Annotated in this window: 18 protein-coding genes and 1 pseudogene; 9 read left to right on the forward strand and 10 right to left on the reverse strand. The window is 61.1% G+C overall.

The window, feature by feature from the left end; all coding sequences use genetic code 11:
* Nucleotides 1–2 precede the first annotated feature (2 nt).
* Nucleotides 3–728 carry a UTRA domain-containing protein gene (locus tag AC1M7R_RS04020; protein ID WP_072393901.1) on the reverse strand — a complete coding sequence of 242 codons (726 nt, stop codon included), beginning with the start codon at nucleotides 726–728 and terminating at the stop codon, nucleotides 3–5.
* A gap of 352 nt (nucleotides 729–1080) precedes the next feature.
* Here AC1M7R_RS04020 and AC1M7R_RS04025 point away from each other — a divergent pair, with 352 nt between their 5' ends.
* The 6 genes from AC1M7R_RS04025 (at nucleotide 1081) to AC1M7R_RS04050 (ending at nucleotide 6456) form a co-directional block, all read left to right on the forward strand.
* Nucleotides 1081–2148: an ABC transporter substrate-binding protein gene (locus tag AC1M7R_RS04025; protein ID WP_072393904.1), complete on the forward strand. Its 1068-nt coding sequence runs from the start codon at nucleotides 1081–1083 to the stop codon at nucleotides 2146–2148.
* A gap of 186 nt (nucleotides 2149–2334) precedes the next feature.
* Nucleotides 2335–3141 (forward strand): alkaline phosphatase family protein, encoded by an 807-nt coding sequence (locus AC1M7R_RS04030; RefSeq protein ID WP_490610253.1) that lies wholly within the window; start codon nucleotides 2335–2337, stop codon nucleotides 3139–3141.
* A 5-nt stretch (nucleotides 3142–3146) separates the two neighbouring features.
* On the forward strand, nucleotides 3147–3983 hold the full coding sequence (locus AC1M7R_RS04035) for an ABC transporter permease (RefSeq protein WP_165887869.1): 837 nt from the start codon (nucleotides 3147–3149) through the stop codon (nucleotides 3981–3983).
* Nucleotides 3970–4770, forward strand: a complete 801-nt coding sequence (locus AC1M7R_RS04040; protein ID WP_092180264.1) for an ABC transporter permease — start codon at nucleotides 3970–3972, stop codon at nucleotides 4768–4770. Before AC1M7R_RS04035 ends, AC1M7R_RS04040 begins: the two co-directional genes overlap by 14 nt.
* Nucleotides 4767–5756, forward strand: coding sequence for an ABC transporter ATP-binding protein (locus tag AC1M7R_RS04045; RefSeq protein ID WP_072393916.1), 990 nt, complete (start codon nucleotides 4767–4769; stop codon nucleotides 5754–5756). Before AC1M7R_RS04040 ends, AC1M7R_RS04045 begins: the two co-directional genes overlap by 4 nt.
* A gap of 46 nt (nucleotides 5757–5802) precedes the next feature.
* Nucleotides 5803–6456, forward strand: a complete 654-nt coding sequence (locus tag AC1M7R_RS04050; RefSeq protein ID WP_072393919.1) for an HAD family hydrolase — start codon at nucleotides 5803–5805, stop codon at nucleotides 6454–6456.
* A gap of 62 nt (nucleotides 6457–6518) precedes the next feature.
* Here AC1M7R_RS04050 and AC1M7R_RS04055 read toward each other — a convergent pair whose 3' ends face one another.
* From AC1M7R_RS04055 to AC1M7R_RS04065, 3 genes are all read right to left on the reverse strand, one after another.
* On the reverse strand, nucleotides 6519–7121 hold the full coding sequence (locus tag AC1M7R_RS04055; RefSeq protein ID WP_490610254.1) for a hypothetical protein: 603 nt from the start codon (nucleotides 7119–7121) through the stop codon (nucleotides 6519–6521).
* Between the two features lie 9 nt (nucleotides 7122–7130).
* The gene (locus AC1M7R_RS04060; RefSeq protein WP_072393922.1) at nucleotides 7131–7352 is read right to left on the reverse strand and encodes a hypothetical protein; all 222 of its coding nucleotides are present in this window, start codon (nucleotides 7350–7352) and stop codon (nucleotides 7131–7133) included.
* A gap of 272 nt (nucleotides 7353–7624) precedes the next feature.
* Complete coding sequence (locus AC1M7R_RS04065; protein ID WP_076406448.1) at nucleotides 7625–8587, reverse strand: zinc-binding dehydrogenase; 963 nt, start codon at nucleotides 8585–8587, stop codon at nucleotides 7625–7627.
* A 139-nt stretch (nucleotides 8588–8726) separates the two neighbouring features.
* Between AC1M7R_RS04065 and AC1M7R_RS04070 the strand changes: the two genes are divergently transcribed.
* On the forward strand, nucleotides 8727–10805 hold the full coding sequence (locus tag AC1M7R_RS04070) for a carboxy terminal-processing peptidase (protein ID WP_165887868.1): 2079 nt from the start codon (nucleotides 8727–8729) through the stop codon (nucleotides 10803–10805).
* A gap of 126 nt (nucleotides 10806–10931) precedes the next feature.
* Nucleotides 10932–12710 (forward strand): bifunctional diguanylate cyclase/phosphodiesterase, encoded by a 1779-nt coding sequence (locus tag AC1M7R_RS04075; protein WP_072393931.1) that lies wholly within the window; start codon nucleotides 10932–10934, stop codon nucleotides 12708–12710.
* 6 nt (nucleotides 12711–12716) lie between these two features.
* Here the strand turns inward: AC1M7R_RS04075 and AC1M7R_RS04080 are convergent.
* The 6 genes and pseudogenes from AC1M7R_RS04080 to bamJ form a co-directional block, all read right to left on the reverse strand.
* A pseudogene (locus AC1M7R_RS04080) lies at nucleotides 12717–15677 on the reverse strand (DUF6531 domain-containing protein); the annotation flags it as partial.
* Between the two features lie 379 nt (nucleotides 15678–16056).
* Nucleotides 16057–16458 (reverse strand): SEL1-like repeat protein, encoded by a 402-nt coding sequence (locus AC1M7R_RS04085; protein WP_072393934.1) that lies wholly within the window; start codon nucleotides 16456–16458, stop codon nucleotides 16057–16059.
* A complete protein-coding gene (locus AC1M7R_RS04090) occupies nucleotides 16458–16829 on the reverse strand; it encodes a hypothetical protein (protein ID WP_003179080.1) in 372 nt (123 codons plus the stop codon). The genes AC1M7R_RS04085 and AC1M7R_RS04090 overlap by 1 nt, the downstream gene beginning before the upstream one ends.
* Nucleotides 16826–17167: a helix-turn-helix domain-containing protein gene (locus tag AC1M7R_RS04095; protein WP_072431647.1), complete on the reverse strand. Its 342-nt coding sequence runs from the start codon at nucleotides 17165–17167 to the stop codon at nucleotides 16826–16828. The genes AC1M7R_RS04090 and AC1M7R_RS04095 overlap by 4 nt, the downstream gene beginning before the upstream one ends.
* 114 nt (nucleotides 17168–17281) lie before the next feature.
* A complete protein-coding gene (locus AC1M7R_RS04100) occupies nucleotides 17282–17737 on the reverse strand; it encodes a YkvA family protein (protein WP_072393937.1) in 456 nt (151 codons plus the stop codon).
* A 293-nt stretch (nucleotides 17738–18030) separates the two neighbouring features.
* Nucleotides 18031–18744 carry a BamJ family beta-barrel-assembly machinery protein gene (gene bamJ / locus AC1M7R_RS04105; RefSeq protein ID WP_072393940.1) on the reverse strand — a complete coding sequence of 238 codons (714 nt, stop codon included), beginning with the start codon at nucleotides 18742–18744 and terminating at the stop codon, nucleotides 18031–18033.
* 268 nt (nucleotides 18745–19012) lie between these two features.
* On the opposite strand from bamJ, the gene AC1M7R_RS04110 reads away from it, so the two are divergent.
* A complete protein-coding gene (locus tag AC1M7R_RS04110; protein ID WP_072393943.1) occupies nucleotides 19013–20818 on the forward strand; it encodes a di-heme-cytochrome C peroxidase in 1806 nt (601 codons plus the stop codon).
* The last annotated feature ends 25 nt before the right edge of the window (nucleotides 20819–20843 follow it).

A 20843-nucleotide genomic window follows, 5' to 3' on the forward strand; every position in this document is an offset into this window, starting at 1 on the left:
GGTCAGGTTGTCTGTTCCGGCACATCCACACCGACATGGATCGCATCATGCCGCCAGAATTCCAGGTCGCAGTCGATCAGGCGCTGGTGCTGGTCGTAATTGACCCGGGCAATGCGCAGCCCGGGGCTGCCCACTGACACCTTCAACGCTGCCGCAGCCTCCGGCTGCAAGGACGTGGGAACGATTTCGAATTTCACCCGGCCGTAATGCAAGTCGTAATGGCGGGCATACAACTCGGTCATGGACTGGTTCAGGTCGAGCTGGAGGATGTCGGGAAAATACTGCGGATTCAGGTAATGCTCGACATACAGCACCAGGCGCTCATCGATACGCCGCACGCGGCAGATCTGGATCACCCTCGACAGCGCCGGCAATTGTAGCCATGCGCACACCGCCGCCGAAGCCGGCTGCATCCGCGCCGAAATCACCTGGGTGGAAGGCACCCGCCCCTGGGCCGTCACCATGGCGTGGAAATGGCTGCGTTGCATCAGGTTGTAGGCCAGCCGTGGCGGCGAGACGAACCAGCCCCGGCGCTCCTCGCGATAGATCTGTCCCTGGGCCTCGAGCTGCAACAAGGCCTCACGCACGGTGATTCGCGTTGTCCCGAATAACTCACTGAGCTTGCGCTCGGCCGGCAGCTGGCTGCCGGGGGCCAGCAATCCGTGGTCGAGCTGCTCTTGCAGGACCTGGCCGATGGTTGTCACCGCCTTGGTTGCATCGATGCGCATCAAACGTTACCTATCTGGACTAGACCAGCACTGTTTCCGGGCAGAAATCGATGGACCATCGATCCTGTTCTCATGCCTGCAAGCCTAGGCACGGCATATGACTGCTAGATGACAGAGCCGCCGAACGGTCACTTCACACCCCCTGCAAAATCATAGCCAAGTCCTTTCAGATCAGATGTTTAACCATGGTCTACGCTTAAATCCCAGGCGCTTTGCTCGAGTCTCGCAGCCGTGGCGCCCTTTCGCATCGACATCAAATTGTCACAGGGCCCGCTTAAATTGGCTCAGGTATTGCTGACCTAGACCAACACAACCGCAATCGCAGCGTTGAATACGCCCATAGGAGCTTCGGATGAAACAGCTTTTCCTGGCATCACTGTTAGGCTCGACCATCGCCATGTGCACCGCCGCCATGGCCGCTGATACCGATCTGAAAACACTGGAAGCCGCTGCGAAAGCGGAAGGCGCCGTCAATAGCGTCGGCATGCCTGATGACTGGGCGAACTGGAAAGGCACCTGGGACGACCTGGCCAGGCTCTACGGCTTGAAGCACATCGACACTGACATGAGCTCGGCACAGGAAATCGCCAAGTTCGCCGCCGAGAAAGACAACGCCAGCGCCGACATCGGCGACGTCGGCGCGGCCTTCGGCCCGATCGCGGTCAAGCAGGGCGTGGTCCAGCCTTACAAGCCAAGCACCTGGGAACAGATTCCGGACTGGGCCAAGGACAAGGACGGCAACTGGGCACTGGCCTACACCGGCACCATCGCATTCATCGTCAACAAGAAGCTGTTGCACGGCTCCGAAGTGCCGACCAAATGGGCCGACCTGAAAACCGGCAAGTACAAAGTCTCCATCGGCGACGTGAGCACCGCGGCCCAGGCCGCCAATGGCGTGCTGGCGGCGGCCCTGGCCAACGGCGGTGACGAGAAGAACCTGCAACCGGCCCTGTTGATGTTCGCCGACATCGCCAAGCAAGGGCGCCTGTCCATGGCCAACCCGACCATCGCCACCATGGAAAAAGGCGAAGTGGAAGTCGGTGTGGTCTGGGACTTCAACGGCCTGAGCTACAAGGCCAAGATGGCCAACCCGGATGACTACGTCGTGCTGATTCCTTCCGATGGCTCGGTCATTTCCGGCTACACCACCATCATCAACAAATACGCCAAGCACCCGAACGCCGCCAAGCTGACCCGTGAATATATCTTCAGCGACGCCGGCCAGATCAACCTGGCCAAGGGCAACGCCCGTCCGATCCGCGCCGAGCACCTGAAACTGCCGGAAGAGGTCAAGACCAAGCTGCTGCCCAACGAGCAGTACAAGGGCGTGACGCCAATCAAGGACGCCGATGCGTGGGAAAAAACCTCCAAGGCACTGCCGCAGAAGTGGAATGAAGAAGTCATCGTCGAAATGAAGTGAGGCGGTAGTCAGCCCCGCTCGGATATCCAACGAAGACCCCCTTGTGGGAGCGAGCTCGCTTGCGATAGCGGTGTATCAGCCAACATTGATGTCGACTGACACGCCCTCATCGCGAGCAAGCTCGCTCCCACATCTGATCTGCGCTGAATCCGAGCTTTCTGGTTTCCATCCGGAGTCCCGGTCCCTATGAAACACAATGTCATCCTGGTAGTGCTCGACGGCCTCAACTACGAAGTCGCGCGCCATGCCATGGGACATCTGCAGGCGTATGTCGGCGCAGGACGCGCGGCGCTCTACAAACTGGAATGTGAACTGCCGGCCCTGTCCCGTCCTCTTTATGAATGCATCCTCACCGGCGTCGAGCCCATCGACAGCGGCATCGTGCACAACAACGTCTCGCGCCTGTCGAACCAGCGCAGCGTCTTCCACTACGCCACCGACGGCGGGTTGAGCACGGCAGCGGCGGCGTATCACTGGATCAGCGAGCTCTACAACGCCTCACCGTTCATATCGGCCCGCGACCGGCATACCGAAAATCGCGACCTGCCCATCCAGTACGGGCATTTCTACTGGAACGACCACTATCCCGATTCCCACCTGTTCGCCGACGCCGAACATCTTCGTCAGCGCTACCAGCCGAATTTCCTCCTGGTTCATCCGATGAACATCGACGATGCCGGTCACCAGCACGGCCTCGACACCCCGCAATATCGCAACAGCGCCCGCTCGGCCGACATCAACCTGGCGGTCTATCTGCAAGCCTGGCTCGACGCCGGTTACCAGGTGCTGGTGACCGCCGACCACGGCATGAACAACGACCGTTCCCACAACGGCCTGCTGGCCGAGGAACGCGAGGTGCCGCTGTTTGTCCTGGGCGACAGCTTCAGCCTCGACCCCGAGGCAACGCCTCGCCAGGTCGAACTGTGCGGCACCGTCTGCCAGTTGCTGGGTGTCGAGCACGACAAACCCTATTGCCAGGAGTTGCTCAAGTGAATGCCATGACCCGCGGCAAATGGCTGGCAGCCTTGTGCCTGGTGCCTTTCGCGATTTTCTTCATCGTGTTCCAGGTCGCCCCGCTGCTCTGGGTACTGGTCAATAGCCTGGAATCGGAAGAATTCGGCTGGGGCCTGGCCAATTTCAGCAAGATCTTCAACTCCAAGTTCTATCGCCAGGCGATCCAGCACAGCCTGGAAATCAGCTTCTGGTCCAGCGTGTTCGGCATCGTCATCGCTGTATTGGGCAGCTATTCATTGCGCCGGGTCGATTCGCGCCTGCGCAATTTCGTCAACGCTTTCGCCAACATGACCAGCAACTTCGCCGGCGTGCCCCTGGCCTTCGCGTTCATCATCCTGCTGGGGTTCAACGGCAGCATCACCCTGATGCTCAAACAGGCCGGCGTGATCGAGGATTTCAACCTGTATTCGAAAACCGGGCTGATCATCCTCTACACCTACTTCCAGATTCCCCTGGGGGTGCTGCTGCTCTATCCGGCCTTCGACGCCCTGCGCGAAGACTGGCGCGAGTCCGCCGCCCTGCTGGGGGCCAGTGGCTGGCAGTTCTGGCGGCACATCGGCCTGCCGGTGCTGACCCCGGCGCTGCTGGGCACGTTCGTGATCCTGCTGGCCAACGCCCTGGGGGCCTACGCAACGGTCTACGCCCTGACCACCGGCAACTTCAACGTCCTGCCCATCCGCATCGCCGCCATGGTGTCCGGGGATATCTCCCTCGACCCGAACATGGCCAGCGCCCTGGCCGTGGTCCTGGTGGCGTTGATGACCCTGGTGACCATCGTCCATCAGTTGCTGCTCAAGAGGAGCTACCATGTCGCGCGCTGACTCGGGCCCTGCCGGGCTCTATCACCGGGTGGTGGTATACGTGCTGTTCGCCATCCTGCTGCTGCCCCTGGTCGGCACCCTGGTCTACTCCATCGCCAGCAGCTGGTCGGCCACCGTGCTGCCCAGCGGCTTCACGTTCAAATGGTATGTGCAACTGTGGAGCGATCCGCGGTTTCTCGGCGCGTTCGGCCAATCGCTGGTGGTGTGCGTCGCAGCGCTGGTGCTTTCGGTGGTGCTGATCCTGCCGCTGTTGTTCGTGGTGCATTACCACTTCCCGAAGCTCGACGCGCTGATGAATATCCTCATCCTGCTACCCTTCGCGGTACCGCCGGTGGTGTCTTCGGTGGGGCTGCTTCAGCTCTACGGCTCCGGGCCACTGGCGATGGTGGGCACGCCATGGATCCTGATCGGCTGCTATTTCACGGTCGCCCTGCCGTTCATGTACCGGGCGATCACCAACAACCTGCAGGCCATCAACCTGCGCGACCTGATGGATGCCGCCCAATTGCTCGGTGCCAGCACCTTCCAGGCGGCGTTCCTGGTAGTGCTGCCGAACCTGCGCAAGGGCCTGATGGTGGCACTGCTGCTGTCGTTCTCGTTCCTGTTCGGCGAGTTCGTCTTCGCCAATATCCTGGTGGGCACCCGTTATGAAACCCTGCAGGTCTACCTGAACAACATGCGCAACAGCAGCGGCCACTTCACCAGTGCGCTGGTGATTTCCTACTTCTTTTTCGTACTGGTCCTGACCTGGGCGGCCAATATCTTGAACAAGGACAAAAGCCAATGAGCTACGTCAGCGTCCAACACCTGCAGAAAAGCTACGCCGGCACCCCTGTATTCAGCGACATCAATTGCGAGATCCACAAGGGCGAATTCGTCACCCTGCTGGGCCCGTCCGGTTGTGGCAAGTCCACGCTGCTGCGTTGCATCGCCGGCCTGACGGCAGTGGACGCCGGCCAGATCCTGCTGGACGGCCAGGACATCGTCCCGCTGAGCCCACAGAAGCGCGGGATCGGCATGGTCTTCCAGAGCTACGCCCTGTTTCCCAACATGACCGTGGAGCAGAACGTGGCCTTCGGGCTGCGCATGCAGAAGGTCGACGCCTCGGACAGCCACCAGCGTGTGTCGGAGATCCTGCGCCTGGTGGAGCTGCACGACTTTGCCGCCCGCTATCCCCATCAACTCTCCGGCGGCCAGTGCCAGCGCGTCGCCCTCGCCCGCTCCCTGGTGACCCGGCCACGCCTGTTGCTGCTGGACGAGCCGTTATCGGCCCTGGATGCGCGGATTCGCAAACACCTGCGCGAACAGATCCGTCAGATCCAGCGCGAGTTGGGCCTGACCACGATTTTCGTCACACACGATCAGGAAGAAGCCCTGACCATGTCTGACCGGATTTTCCTGATGAACCAAGGAAAGATCGTACAAAGCGGCGATGCCGAGACCCTTTACACTGCGCCAGTGGATGTCTTTGCCGCCGGCTTCATCGGCAACTACAACCTGCTGGACGCCGACAGCGCCACCCGGCTGCTGCAACGGCCGGTGAACAGCCGCATCGCGATTCGTCCGGAAGCCATCGAGCTGAACCGCAGCGGCGAGGCCGATGCGCTGATCCGCAGCCACAGCCTGTTGGGCAATGTCATCCGCTACCGGGTCGAGGCCCGTGGCGTGGAACTGGTGGTGGATGTGCTCAACCGCTCCGCCGCCGACCTGCACCCTGATGGCGCTCGATTGGCACTTTCCATCGATCCGTCGGCGCTGTGTGAGGTAGCCTGATGGCTTTGTCGATTCTGAAGCTGATACTGAAAAGGGAAACGCGCTGATGGCCCTGGCAATTTTTGATCTGGACGAAACCCTGATCCACGGCGACTGCGCCACCCTCTGGAGCGAGCAGATGGGCCGACTGGGGTGGGTCGACCCCGAGTCGTTCATGCGTCGCAACAATGAGCTGATGGACGCCTACAGTCACGGCAAGCTACGCATGGAAGAGTACATGGACTTCAGCCTGGAGCCGATGATCGGCCGCACGCCGGAAGAAATCGAGCATCTGGTGGCACCATGGGTGGAAGATTTCATCGAACCGATCATCTTCAGCGACGCCACCAAGGCCATCGCCGAACACCGCAAGGCCGGCGACCGGATCCTGGTGATCTCCGCCTCGGGCACGCACCTGGTCAAGCCGATTGCCGAACGCCTGGGCATCGATGAGATCCTGGCGATCGATCTCGAGGTCGCCCATGGGGCATACACTGGCAAGACCGTAGGCGTCCTGACCTACCGCGAAGGCAAGATCACGCGGCTGCTGGACTGGCTGGATGCCGAAGAAGAGAATCTCGAAGGCGCGAGTTTCTATTCCGATTCGCGAAATGATCTGCCGCTGCTGCTCAAGATCGATCACCCGCATGTGGTGAACCCGGATCCGGAATTGAAGGCCTATGCCGAATCGGCCGGCTGGCCGATCCATAGCTGGACATGAAGCCAGCTCCCAGGCTTGGGTGGCGAAAGGTTCAGACAAAGCCTGGGATTTGTACGAAAAGCCTACAGCCCGCAATACACCTGCATCGCATTCAGGGCCGTGTCATCCCCACTGCCCTGATCGGGTTCCACCCTGGTCCGGAATCCCCTTACTTTTTTGGCTCCCAAACCATCGAGGCAACTGTAGAACCCGGTCCACTCTCCCCATGAGGCTGGCGGGTCACCTGCCAGGGTTTCCGATCCACAATTGACTTTGATATTGCCGGCGGCCGTATCGTCCTTCGAACCCTTCTCCTTGTCTCGCCCCCGAAACCGCTCCACCTGAATGGCAAACGCTATGACGGGATGCTCGCGACAAACGTAGTCCCTGCCCCAGCTTCCCCACTTTCCTTCAAGGCTTCGGATGTAAGTGGCCGCCCCATTGGCGCCGCTCTTGCAGATAAGCTGGACCGCATTCAATGCACTGTCGTCGCCACTGCCCTGATAGGGCTCACTCTTGAGTCGGAACCCCCAGACATACTGCCCCTGGGGGCAGTAGGCAGCCGCTCCCCAAGTTCCCCACGGCCCTTGTTCCGATGTATCCGAAGGCACTTGCCCCCAGACAGCCTCGACAACTATCAGCAAGAGTGCACAAACCGACGCGTGCAAGGCGACATGGCCTGACATGACAGCGCCCTACTTGAACTTGGAAAAGGCTTTTGCCAGATCCAGAATTGTTTTTTCGTCTTGCCTGTCCATATCACCGTCGCCATCAATGTCGGTTTTGACGTTGACGGTGTCGTAGGGTCCGTTCTTTTTCGAAGCCGTGACAAAGGTCGCGAACTGCAATTTCCTGCCTTTGTAGATCTCCAGGACAACGTCGGGCGATCTATTGTCGTCAACGTACTCTTGGCTCATGCGGAGTTCTTTTGTAGCCATCACATCACCTCTTCTGTTAGTGACACTGAACAGAGAGACAACTATTACTCTCGAACCCACTCTAGGGCGGCTTTCTCCATGGTGTCTACTGTCAGACCTGACAGGTGCATGGGCTTTCCAGCGGAGCGAACAGCCTGGCGTGTTCACCGATCCACGACGGAGGTTCGCTTCCTCGCCGGAGTGTCGTCAGAACAGTGCAGGGGGGAAACAGACCCCGCTTATCGGACAATCTGCTTCCCATGGGCCAGGGATCAGCTCAGGCTTTCATCGATTACCAGCACCAACTTGCCTGACACTTTGTTGCTCGCCAGCTCTGCAAACGCCGCTTCGGCATCCCCGATGGCAAAGGTCCCGGCCAGTTGCGGACTCAGGCGTTTCTCGCTGAACAGCGGCCAGACATGCTCGCCCAACTCTCGCAGCAGATCGGCTTTGAACTGCCCATCGCGACTGCGCAGGGTCGAGCCCAGCAACTGGATGCGCTTGGCAAGTACCTGCGCCAGGTCCAGCTGGGTTTCCCGACCGCCCATCAGGCCGATCAATACCCAACGCCCGTCAACTGACAAAAGTTTCACGTTGAGCGGGGCGTAACTGGCGCCCACCGGATCGAGAATCACGTCGAAGGGACCGAAGTCGTTCAGGCTGTCCATGCCATCGGTGCGAACCACGCCGCCCTGAGCGCCCAACGCCTCGCAATAGGCCAACCGATCCGCCGAGCCAACACTGACCCAGCACGGGTTGCCGAACGCCTTGCACAGCTGGATAGCCGCCGATCCGACGCCACTGGCTCCGGCGTGCAGGAGCACTTTCTCGCCCGGCTTGAGCGCAGCCAGCTGAAACAGATTCAGCCATGCGGTGCTGTAGACCTCAGGCAGCGCGGCGGCTTCAGCCATGGAAAGGCCCTCGGGCACGGGCAGGACATGCCGGCCATCGACCACCACTTCCTGCGCCATGCCGCCGCCGGCGAGCAAGGCACAGACACGGTCGCCAACCTGCCAGGACGAGCCCGGCCCTACCTCGCTGATCACTCCGGAACACTCCAGCCCCAACACCTGACTGGCACCGGGCGGCGGCGGGTAATGCCCGGCCTTTTGTAACAAATCGGCCCGATTCAGGCCGGCAGCCGCCACGCGGATGCGAACTTGGCCGGCATCACATGCCGGACTTGGCTCATCAGCCCATACCACTTGGCCTTCAACGCCTTGCAATGCTTTCACGGTGCCTCCATAGTGAGTCTCGACTGGGCCCGTTGCCGCAACGCCGGGCTTTCTTGCATTATGCGCCCGGGCCACATGGAACCGGCGACTTCAAAGACGGCCTAATATGCGTTATCAATTGTCCCTGCGTCGAATCAGTATGAAGCACCTGTTCCCCAGCACCGCCCTTGCGCTTGTCATTGGCCTCGGTCTGTTGCCGCTGTCGAGCGATACGTTCGCAGCCAACAGCTGGGACAAGCTTCAACCCGATCGCGACGAGGTCATTGCCAGCCTTAACGTCGTCGAGTTGCTCAAGCGCCATCACTACAGCAAGCCTCCCCTCGACGATGCACGCTCCGTCATCATCTATGACAGCTACCTGAAGCTGCTCGATCCGTCGCGCAGTTATTTCCTGGCCAGCGACATCGCCGAATTCGACAAGTGGAAAACCCAGTTCGACGACTTCCTCAAGAGCGGCGACCTGAACGCAGGGTTCATCATCTACAAACGCTACCTGGATCGCGTGAAAGCGCGTCTGGACTACGCCCTTGCCGAACTGAACAAAGGCGTCGACAAAATCGACTTCAATGCCAAGGAAACCTTGCTGGTGGATCGCAAGGACGCCCCCTGGCTCAAAAACACCGCCGAACTGGACGACCTGTGGCGCAAACGAGTCAAGGACGAAGTCCTGCGCATGAAGATCGCCGGCAAGGAACCCAAGCAGATCCAGGAAACCCTGATCAAGCGCTACAAGAATCAGCTGGCACGCCTGGACCAGACCCGCGCCGAGGACATCTTCCAGGCGTATATCAACACCTTCGCCATGTCCTACGACCCGCATACCAATTATCTGTCGCCGGATAACGCGGAAAACTTCGACATCAACATGAGTCTGTCCCTGGAAGGCATCGGTGCGGTGCTGCAGAGCGACAACGACCAGGTGAAAATCGTGCGCCTGGTGCCGGCAGGCCCCGCCGACAAGACCAAGCAGGTAAGCCCGGCGGACAAGATCATCGGCGTCGCCCAGGGTGACAAGGAAATGGTCGATGTGGTCGGCTGGCGCCTGGACGAAGTGGTCAAGCTGATCCGTGGTCCGAAAGGCTCGGTGGTGCGCCTGGAAGTCATCCCGGCCAGCAATGCCCCGAACGACCAGACCAGCAAGGTCGTGTCGATTACCCGTGAAGCGGTGAAGCTGGAAGAACAGGCCGCGAAGAAATCGGTCCTCAAACTCAAGCAGGACGGTAAGGACTACAAGCTCGGCATCATCGAGATCCCGGCCTTCTACCTGGATTTCAAAGCCTTCCGCGCCGGTGACCCGGACTACAAGAGCACCACTCGCGACGTCAAGAAACTGCTGACCGAATTGCAGAAGGAAAAGGTCGACGGCGTGGTCATCGACTTGCGCAACAATGGCGGTGGTTCCCTGCAGGAAGCAACCGAGCTGACCAGCCTGTTCATCGACAAGGGCCCGACCGTGCTGGTACGCAACGCCGATGGCCGGGTGGATGTGCTCGAAGACGAAAACCCGGGCGCGTTCTACAAGGGCCCAATGGCATTGCTGGTCAATCGCCTGTCGGCTTCGGCCTCGGAGATCTTCGCTGGCGCCATGCAGGACTACCACCGGGCGCTCATCATCGGTGGCCAGACCTTCGGCAAAGGCACCGTGCAGACCATCCAGCCGCTCAACCATGGCGAGCTGAAACTGACCCTGGCCAAGTTCTACCGGGTTTCCGGGCAGAGCACCCAGCATCAGGGCGTGCTGCCGGATATCGATTACCCGTCGATCATCGACACCAAGGAAATCGGCGAAAGCGCCCTGCCCGAAGCCATGCCGTGGGACACCATCCGGCCGGCGATCAAACCGGCGGTGGACCCGTTCAAGCCGTTCCTGGCCCAGCTCAAGTCCGAGCATGACGCCCGCACGGCCCAGGACGCGGAATTCGTGTTCATCCGCGACAAGCTGGCCCTGGCGCAGAAACTGATGACCGAGAAGACCGTCACCCTCAACGAAACCGAGCGTCGCGCGCAACACACCGACATCGAGGCCAAGCAACTGGCGATGGAAAACCTGCGCCGCAAGGCCAAGGGTGAAGAACCGCTCAAGGAATTGAAGAAAGAGGACGAAGACCTCATCACCGAGCCGGAAAAAACCAAGCCGGAAGACGATGCCTACCTGAGCGAGACCGGGCGAATCCTGTTGGATTACCTGAAACTCAACACGGCGGTCGCGAAACATTAACGTGATAGCCATTTAATGCTACCGCTCCTCGGAGCGTCATCAAACTGACATCATTCTGTCGTGAAATACAGGACCGGGCGCCCCCAGCGGGAGGCGCCCAGTCCTTTTTTTTCGCCAGAGATAGCCATGACCACGACCGAACAGCTGGGTGCCTTGAGTTCAATCCTGACTCAAAGCGGTTTGCACAGCCTGTTCCAACCGATCATCTGCCTTTCCGAACGACGCATCGTGGGTTATGAGGCCCTGACCCGCGGACCGTCCAACAGCCCGTTGCACTCCCCCATCGCCCTGCTCTCCGTGGCACGCCAGGCCGGACGGCTCAGTGAACTGGAACTGGCCTGCCGGCGCAGCGCCTGCCAGCGTTTCAACGAGCAGAAACTGCCGGGCAAACTGTTTCTGAACGTCTCGCCCGAATCGCTGCTGGAGTCGGCGCACCAGACCGGCCGCACATTGCAGCTGTTGCAGGATTTCGGCATTCCACCCAGCCAGGTGGTGATCGAACTGACCGAGCAAACCCCCATCGACGACTTCCAGCTCCTGCAGACCGCCTTGCATCATTATCGCGCCATGGGCTTTTCCATCGCCCTGGACGACTTGGGGGCTGGTTATTCGAGCCTGCGACTGTGGTCCGAATTGCGGCCCGACTATGTGAAGATCGATCGGCATTTCATCGATGGCATTCACCAGGACGCTCTCAAGCGCGAATTCGTCGGTTCGATCCTGAAGATCGCCCGCACCTCACGGTCGCAGGTCATCGCCGAAGGCATCGAACTGCCCGAGGAACTGGCGGTACTGATCGAGATGGGCGTCGACCTGGTCCAGGGTTACCTGCTGGCCCGCCCCCAGGAGCAGCCGTCCCGGGACGCCAGGGCGCTCATGCCCAGGCAGGACAGCGGCGCAGTATCGCTGAACGATGAGGTCAACGACCTCGGGGCATTGCTCAACGAACAACCGGCCGTGGCTCACGACACTCCCACGGCCACAGTGCTGGAGGCCTTTCGGCGCCAGGCCAACCTCAATTCCCTGGCGGTACTGGACAACCAGAACCACCCCTGTGGCATCGTCCATCGCCATTCGCTTTCGGACGCCCTGCTCAAGCCCTTCGCCACCGACCTGTTCGCCCGCAAACCCATCAGCCGCCTGATGAGCGATGACTTCCTGGCCGTGGAGCTGAACCAGTCGCTGCAGCAGGTCAGCCGCCTCATCACCAGCCGCGCCCGGCAACGCATCGAAGAAGACTTCATCATCACCCTCAACGGCGGTTACCTGGGACTGGGGCGGGTGATCGACGTGCTCAAGCTCATCACCGAGCTGAAAATCCAGCAGGCCCGCTACGCCAACCCCCTGACCCTGCTGCCGGGCAACGTCCCCATCCAGCAATGCCTGACCCGCCTGCTGCAGCAACGGCAGGAATCGGTGATCTGCTACGTGGACATCGACAGTTTCAAACCCTTCAACGATATCTATGGCTACGGCCGAGGCGATGAAGTCCTGCTGTGCCTGGCCCAATGCCTGAACGAACGCATCGACCCCAGCCGCGACTTCGTCGGCCACATCGGCGGCGACGACTTCCTGCTGGTCCTCGGCCCGGAAGACTGGCGCAAGCGCCTGGACCAGCTTCTGAGCGACTTCCAGACCCACTGCCGGCGCTTCTATCGTCCCGAACACCTGGAAGCGGGATGCTTTACCGCACTGAACCGGCAAGGGGTCCGCCAGGAGTTTGCGTTGTTGTCACTGTCCATCGGGGTGGTGTATCTGCGGTCGGAGGCGTGCGAGGAGCTGGACGCCAGCCAGCTGGCGGAACTGGCTTCACAGGCCAAGCATCATGCCAAGGACATGGCCGGAGGCAGCGTGTACCTGGTCGAGGCAGAGCCTGCGAAGGATGTGGACGTGGCCACCGTATAGCGACACCCCACCGAACACAGCCGCCAGTTGGCTCGGATCGGCTGTCAGGTAGCGGCCGGTTTCAGGATCGCAGTAGCGGTGCCGATCATAGTGCAGACCCGTCTCGGGGTCGAAGTACTGGCCGTGCGAACGCAGCGGCTGCTCCAGCTCTTCGCCGCCGCCGTGCTCGATCGCACAGGCCCTGCCGTAGCCGGTGTAGCGCGCCGACCAGACGATCTGGCCGCCATAGTTGGTCAGTTCCTGGGGCAGCCCCAGATGGTCGAGGTGGTAGTAGAACGGGCAGCTGTTCAGGCCTTTGCCGTCGAGCATCGCCAGTGGGCGGAAGGTGCCGGGCTCGTAGAGGTAGCTGCGGTAGTGGCGCGGACTGCTTTCAGCGACGAGGAAATCCCCCTGCCAGAAAAACCTAGTGGTCAGGCCTTCGACGGTCTTGCTGATGCGTCGGCCAAACGCGTCGTAGCGGTAGGACATTTCGCGACCTTCCGGCGTGGTGACGCCGATCAGGCGATGCTGAGTGTCATACCGGTATTCAGTGAGGAGGACGTGAGCCTCACCGTGACGCTCGCGGATCAGGTTGCCAAAGGCGTCGTAGTCGGCGTGGTGGTCGCCTTCGCTGGGCAGGCGGTTGTCCTCGAGGCTGGGCGGGTAAGGGCCCTGCGGCAGATTGCCAACCGGGCCGTGGCCGAAGGGTTGCGGCGGCTCATCCTGGCCACGCTCGATGCGGATCAGCCGATCCGAGCCATCGTACCGATAAGTGCACTGTCCATCATGGCTGTCGGAAATGACCTCAAGGTTTCCCTTGGCACTGTAGGTAAAAGCGCGCCAGAACAAGGACTGCCGGTTCTGTTGCACCGTACAAGCCCTGAGACGGCCCTGGTCATCGTAGTCATAGTGGCTGAGCAGCAGTCCCTGTTGACGCTGCCATTCGCGACCGGCCCGGTAACGATGTTCGGTGAGGCGCTCACCGTTGAGGTCGATGGCAGTGAGCATCCCCCCTGCGGCGTAATGGAAATCGACCTGGCTGTTGTCCGGCAAGCCCATGTGGTCGAGCCGCCCGCAGGTATCGTAGCGATAACGCAGGGTGCCCTGGCCTTGATGTTCGGCGACCAGCCGGTCCTGGGCGTCGTACTCGAAGACCAGCGGGTGATCGCTGCCATCGCTGACCTCCGCCAGCCGTCCCAGCCTGTCGTAGCGGTACTGGATCGACTGTCCGTCGGGCAAGGTCTTGACCCGAAGCCGCCCGGCCGCGTCGCGCTGGTAGGTCGTCAGCCACTGGCTGCCATCGACGCCGAAGTCGGTTTTTTCCAGCAGGCCTCCGTTGAGGTCATAGACGTAGTCCGTACGCTGGCCGTCGAAGCCGACTTGCCGTCGGATCAGGCCGCCGGGGGTGTAGTCCAGCTGGTATTTTTCCCCGGATTCATTTTCGATTTCGGTCAGTAGCAACCGCGCCGAGTCATATCGGTAGTGCAGCTCGCTGCCATCGGGGTTGATGCGTCGGCTGACCAAGGGCCAATCATCGGCATATTCGTAATGGGTGATGCGGCCCTGTTCGTCGCGTTCACGGGTGATCTTGCCGTAGGCGTTGTAGTGCCAGGCGCGGCTGGCACCGGTTGGCGAGGTCGCCTGAAGCAGGCGCCCCACGGCGTCCCATTGATAATGGGTCAAGCCACCGTGTTCGTCCTGGCAGGTCAGCAAACGCCCGAGGAGGTCGTAGGTAAACGCCCGTCGACTGCCATCTGGCAAGGTTTCTTCAGCCAACTGCCCCAGAGCATCGCGAGCGAAGCGGTGTTCGCCGCCGTCCGGATAGCGGATCGCCGACAACTGTCCGTGAGCGTCATAGGCATAACCGGTACTTTGTCGACCCGGGTCAATGACCTCGATCACGTCACCCTGGGCATTGCACCGGTAGGTCCATCTCGCATCACCGCGCGCCTTGGCGTACAGGACACCGTTGCGGTATTCGTAGGTCGTAGGCAGTTCGTTCGGTGGAATCAGCGCTGCCAGCCGTCCGTCCTCGTCGTAACGGTATTCGGTGACGCCGCCCAGGGGATCCTGCTCAGCGATCAAACGCCCCTGTTCGTCGTAGGCCTTGAGGTGCTCGCCGCCATCGGGATCGACCTTGCGCACCAGACGGGCCTGCTCGTCGTGGATGTACGCCTCTTCGCTGCCGTCGAGGTGTCGGACCGTGACGCAACCGCCCTCGCCCCAGCGATAACGGATGTCCAACTGCGGGAACGAGGCCCAATACCGCACGCAGCGGGCCGACTTCCCGGCCCCCTCCCACTCCCAGAAAAAACTCGCGCCACCGGCCAGTTGCCTCTGGAGGATGACGTGCTGGTCGTCGTAGTCGTAGCGCTCGCTCTCACCGGCGGCATTGGTCGCTTCGATGAGTCGCAGGCGCCCGTCATAGCGGTAGGACATCAAGGTCTGCTCGGTACGCCAGGCGTCGTCCAGGGTCAGGGCCGGATGGAAGCTCTGGTAGTCGATGGCCACCAGGTGGCGCTGCTCGTAACGCAGGCGCAGGCAGCGTCCGACACCGTTGTCGAGGCGACTGATATCGCCATGGATGTTGCGCTGCAGGGTCAGGCGGTTGCCGTAGCGGTCGCTGAGGGCGATCAGTTGGCCGTCGCGAAAATGCAGGAAAGGTGCTTGCCCACCCGGCTGGGCAATGATCATCTCATCCGGTTCGCCCCCCAGGTAAATCGCCGCGTGGACCAGGCCATGTTGAATCGCCGGGCGCTGGACGCTGGGCAGGGGAAAGGTCGTCCGACGGTTTTCCTGGTCGATCCAGATGACTTGCCCGTCTTCAAGCCGCAAGCGATGCGCCAGGGCATGGCTCCAGCCACGCCCCAGGCCCAGGTCCTGATCGGCGGCACCGCTGCGGTACATGCGAGTGAAGACAAACGGCAGCCGGCCATCGAGCTGACCGTCGTCAAGGCTCAGCAATCCTTCGCCCGTGACCAAGGACAGCTGGCCGCCGCGGGTGCAAGGCAAGGCCGCCGTGCTGATTATCGGGGGACGTCCAGCGAAACGGATCAGCCGCTCCATGCCCATCAGCGAGGGCTGCTCGTGGCAAACCGTCAGGGTGCCTTGGGAACTGTCGACAGCTTCCTCGATACGACGCATCTGTTCCATCAGGACGCGGCTCGAACAGGGGCCCGCAGGGAAAACCGGTCGAACATGGGCAAAGGTCTCGCAACACTCAGGAAGGGCGAGACTTTGCAGTGGATAACAGGGGAAATAAGTCAGCGAAAGAAGCGGTGGATGTAGGGCGATTCTTTAAATTCACCAGAGCGCACAACAACCCATCCACCGAGGCTCGCACGCTGCGCCTGCCTTGTGGATAAGTCTACAGGTCGTGGCCTTCGAGCTTCTGGAGCCGGTCCTCGGCCAATGGATGTCCCGCCTTCGCCGCCAGCGCCCACCAGCGTGCCGCTTCGACCGGGTCCGGCGCCTTGCCGACCGTTCCGGTCATGCTGAGCACGCCGACCTGATAGGCCGCCTTGCCATCCCCGGCCAAGGCCGCCAGCCGCAACAGGCGAATACCTTCGGCCCGGGCGCCCAGCCCTTGGCCGCGAAAGGTGAGGATATGGCCATAGAAACTCTGGGCACCGACATCGCCCAGGTTCGCCATGCGGGAAAACTGCCCCTCGAGCCACGCCCAGCCGCGAGGCTGGCGGACGAACCATGGCCAGTGGAACAGTCGGCGCGCCAGCCAGTAACCGGCCCGTGCCTTGATACGCCAGAACATCAGGCCTCCGCCGACTCGGGATACTCGTATTCGAACACCCGGACCACTTCGGAGGCATGCCATGAGGCAGCGGCCACGCCATCGGAAGGACCGGAGAAGCGCCCAAGGCGCTCGACGCACTCGAAGAACCCCGTGCGTGGCAGCCGGCTGGCGCCCTGGCTGATGACCAGCGAACTGCGCAGAGGCTGCTCGGCCCGGGCATCCAGCGCTGCCAGATGCTCGAGGGCCGCGGTCAGGGTCTGCATGGCCGGACTGGGCAATTGCAAGCGCTCCAGCAACGCCCGATACGTCAACAGATGGCGCTGGCGGCGCGCCTGGTCCAGTTCCCCCAGCAATCCATCCCAATGCTGTCGACTGATGCGTACACTCACGATTCATCCCTCCAACCTGGCACCGTCAACTCCCAGGCCAGACTACGCCGAATCGCGGCATCGGGCTGACGCTCGCCGCTTTCGATCATGGCCAGATAAGACGGGCTGATTCCTACCGTGCGGGCCAGCGCCTCGATGGCGATGCCCTTCCCTTCGCGCAAACTGCGTAATTGATCCAGACCAGGAAGGTCCTGACCGGGTGTCGCCGCCGGATGGACCGTGGCTTCGTGCGGCGGTGCTTGATGGATGCCTGCGGCTTTCAACAATGATTGGTACTGATCCCACGGTAAAACCGCATACTCGGGCTCTCCGTCGCGCGTGATTATCTGAATATCCATGACTACCCCGTAGGACAACAACACTTAGCGAGTCAGCTTTTTTCCTAGGAAGTGTAATCCTAAATAGTGGCTAAGGTCGCGGGGCGATGAATCCATGAGGAAAATGCAACAGGATCAGTTTTTTTTCTGACCTTCGAGTTGAAGCTGCTCCGGGGTGTCCGGAAGCCTTTCGACCCGCACGAGCTTCTCGGGCAGTTGTCGATCACGCCAGGCACGAAAGGCGCTGAGTTCGGCATCGAGGTTTTTCATGATCCATGCCAGCACGGCGATATCATCGAACATGCCGAACATAGGCAGCAGGTCCGGTATGGCGTCCAGGGGGCTGAGGAAATACATCAGGCCTGCCACGATGGACAGCAGCGATTTGGCGCTCACGGCCCGATACTCACCACGCCAGTAAGCCAGGCACAAGGCCTGCAGCAGGCGCAGGTCATCCTTGAGCCGACCCAGGCGACCGCCCTCCCGGGCACTCTTGCTGGCCACGGCAAACAACAGCGTCGGCAATCGACCGCGAGCCAGCAAGCGCCCCGCCAAAGGCAGGAATCGGGCAAAATTCCACGGTGCCTTCATTTCTTCTTCCCACTGAAATGTTATCCACACAAATTGTGGATAACCTTGTGAACAGACCTGCATTTCACCGCTGAAGCCCCCGTTGCACAAGGGCCCGGCTTAGATCGGGCGTTTTTTACTCACTAAAAAAAACCCAATATTTCATTGACTTGACCGGCCGACTGGGGCTAGCGCGGCGCCTGTAATGCCTATGACTGCCGCCTGCGGCATGCGTTCGTTTTTTTGATGTTGCCGGCGCCCGCATACAAAAACGCCCCGCATGAGCGAGGCGTTTTCGTTGAGATCAGACGCGGTTACTTGGCTGCGTCTTCTTTTGCCGGATCCTTGATTGCCAGCAGTTCCAGGTCGAACACCAGGACGGAGTTGGCAGGGATGGCCGGACTCGGGCTCTGGGCACCGTAAGCCAGGTCGCTCGGGATGTACAGTTTGTACTTCTCGCCGACATGCATCAGTTGCAGGCCTTCGACCCAACCCGGGATCACGCCGCTGACCGGCAGGTCGATCGGGCTGCCACGTTCAACGGAGCTGTCGAACACCTTGCCGTCGATCAGCTTGCCGGTGTAGTGGACAGTCACCACGTCAGTCGGCTTGGGCTGTGGACCGTCGGCCTTCTTGACCACTTCGTACTGCAGGCCGGAAGCGGTGGTGGTTACACCCGACTTCTTGCCGTTCTCTTCGAGGAATTTCTTGCCGGCGGCCGCCGACTCTTCACTCATCTTGGCCATGCGCTCTTCGGCACGCTTTTGCAGCGCGGCAAAGGCTTCGACCAGTTCTTCGTCTTTCAGCTTCTGTTCTTTCTTGCCGACGGCATCTTCGATGCCCTGGGCGACCGCTTTGGAGTCCAGGTCATCCATGCCTTCCTGAGCCAGGCTCTTGCCCATGTTCAGGCCAATACCGTAGGAAGCTTTCTGCGCCGGGGTTTTCAGCTCTACGCTGGTCTGCGAGTCGCAACCTGCGAGGACCAGGCCAACCAGGGCAACCGCCGCCGCCAACCGATGCTGTTTCATGCTATTTCCTTGTTCATGCGCCTAAAGGGCAATCGAGTAAAGCCGCGAGCTTATCAGGCGGCCACGACCAATGGCTACCGGCATGTGAGCCACAAACCAGTGATAAGTTCAGGCGTGCAAACGCAATTTGATCCTGGGCCGATTAAGGCTCCGTTATCCAGGGCGCATAGCGACAAATCACCGCGACTCGCAACCCTACGATAATGGCCACTTGCCGGCCACGCGCCTCTGAGGCATAAGGGCTTATCAAAAAAACAAGGACGTTACCGTGCGCCTTCTCTCCCGCATCCTATTGTTGATCCTCGTGCTGCTTTTTGTCGCAGTGGCCGTAGTGCTTTATTACGTCGCCAACCCTCGCCTCCCCTTCTATACCCCGGTCGAACAGGTGCATTACCTGGACCAGTGGAGCGCCGCCGAGCGCCAGACGTATTACTTCACTCCGCAGGGAACCCAGGTCAAAGGCCTGCGCTACGACTGGTTCAACGCGCTGGAGCTGCCGTTTTCGCAAGAGCGCTTCGCCTCGCCACAATACCTGGCGCGCTTCGGCTTTCTGGTGGACCCGGCGCAGAAGCCCTCGCCGCAAAACCCAGGCAATCTGCCGGTGGGCTTCACCCGGCACCAGAACGCTGGCAGCAGCGAGCAGTTCCTGGATATCACCTGCGCCGCGTGTCACACCGGTGAACTGCATTTCAAGGGCCAGGCAATAAGGATCGATGGCGGCTCGGCCCAGCACGTATTGCCCTCCAGCGTCCCGACATTGCGCGGCGGCAGTTTTGGACAGGCCCTGGTCGCCAGCCTGGCGTCGACCTACTACAACCCCTGGAAATTCGAACGCTTCGCCCGAAAGGTGCTGGGCCAGGACTATGATGCCCGCAAGGACGAACTACGCGAGGCCTTCAAGGACTCCCTGGACACTTTCGTGCGCACCGCATGGAACGACACCCATCGTGGCCTCTATCCCACCGAGGAAGGGCCCGGCCGTACCGACGCCTTTGGCCGTATCGCCAACGCCAGCTTCGGCGATGCCATTTCGGCGAAGAACTACCGCGTCGCGGACGCGCCGGTGGATTACCCGCAACTGTGGGAAATGTGGACATTCGACTGGGTGCAGTGGAATGGCTCGGCCCAGCAGCCAATGGCCCGCAACGTCGGCGAAGCCCTGGGCGTCGGTGCCACGCTGAATTTCTTCGACGCCCAGGGCAAGCCGCTGCAGGGCGATGCGCGCTACCCGTCCAGCGTGCGCGTGCGCGACCTGCATACCATCGAAGAGACGCTGCAACTGCTCAAGCCGCCGGTCTGGCCGGAAGCATTGCTGGGCCCGGTCGATAAACCCCTGGCCGCCAAAGGCCGGGCCCTGTTCGCCGAAAACTGCGCCGGTTGCCACGTGCCCAAAGTGGTCCAGGGTCCCGACAGGCCGGTCCAGCAACTGCACATGCTGCCCGTGAAGGTCATCGGCACCGACCCGGGCACCGCCAACAATATCGCCGATCACCGCTTCGACCTGACCAGCCTGCAATGGGACCCGGCCGAACTGGCGAAACTGGAAGTGCAACTGCACCCTACCCCGACGCAACCGCTGGACATGAGCCAGCTCTCGGTCGCCAAGGGCCTGGCCTACGTCACGGCATTCGTCGAAAACCGGGCTTACCGCGACGCCGGCGTGACTCCAGAGGAGCGTCCGGCACTGGATGGCTTCGGCTTGCCCATTGGCGTGCGCGAACTGCGCGCCTACAAGGCTCGTCCGCTGGCCGGCGTGTGGGCCACGCCGCCTTTCCTGCACAACGGCTCGGTACCGACGATCTATCAGTTGCTCTCGCCCCAGGCCGAGCGGGCGACCACCTTCTATAAAGGCAGCTTCGAATACGATCCACGGCACCTGGGCTATCGCACCGAGGCCTTCACCAACGGTTTTGTCTTTGATACCCGGATCACCGGCAACCACAACAGCGGCCACGAATTCCGCGCAGGCGAACGCGGCAACGGTGTGATTGGCCGCCTGCTGCAGCCGCAAGAGCGCTGGGCGCTGCTGGAATACCTCAAGGTGCTCGGCGGGCCACTGGAGTCGCAATTGTGATGATGAACTTTTCAGGCAAAAGGAT

This window comes from Pseudomonas sp. MS01C9 (assembly GCF_058202755.1).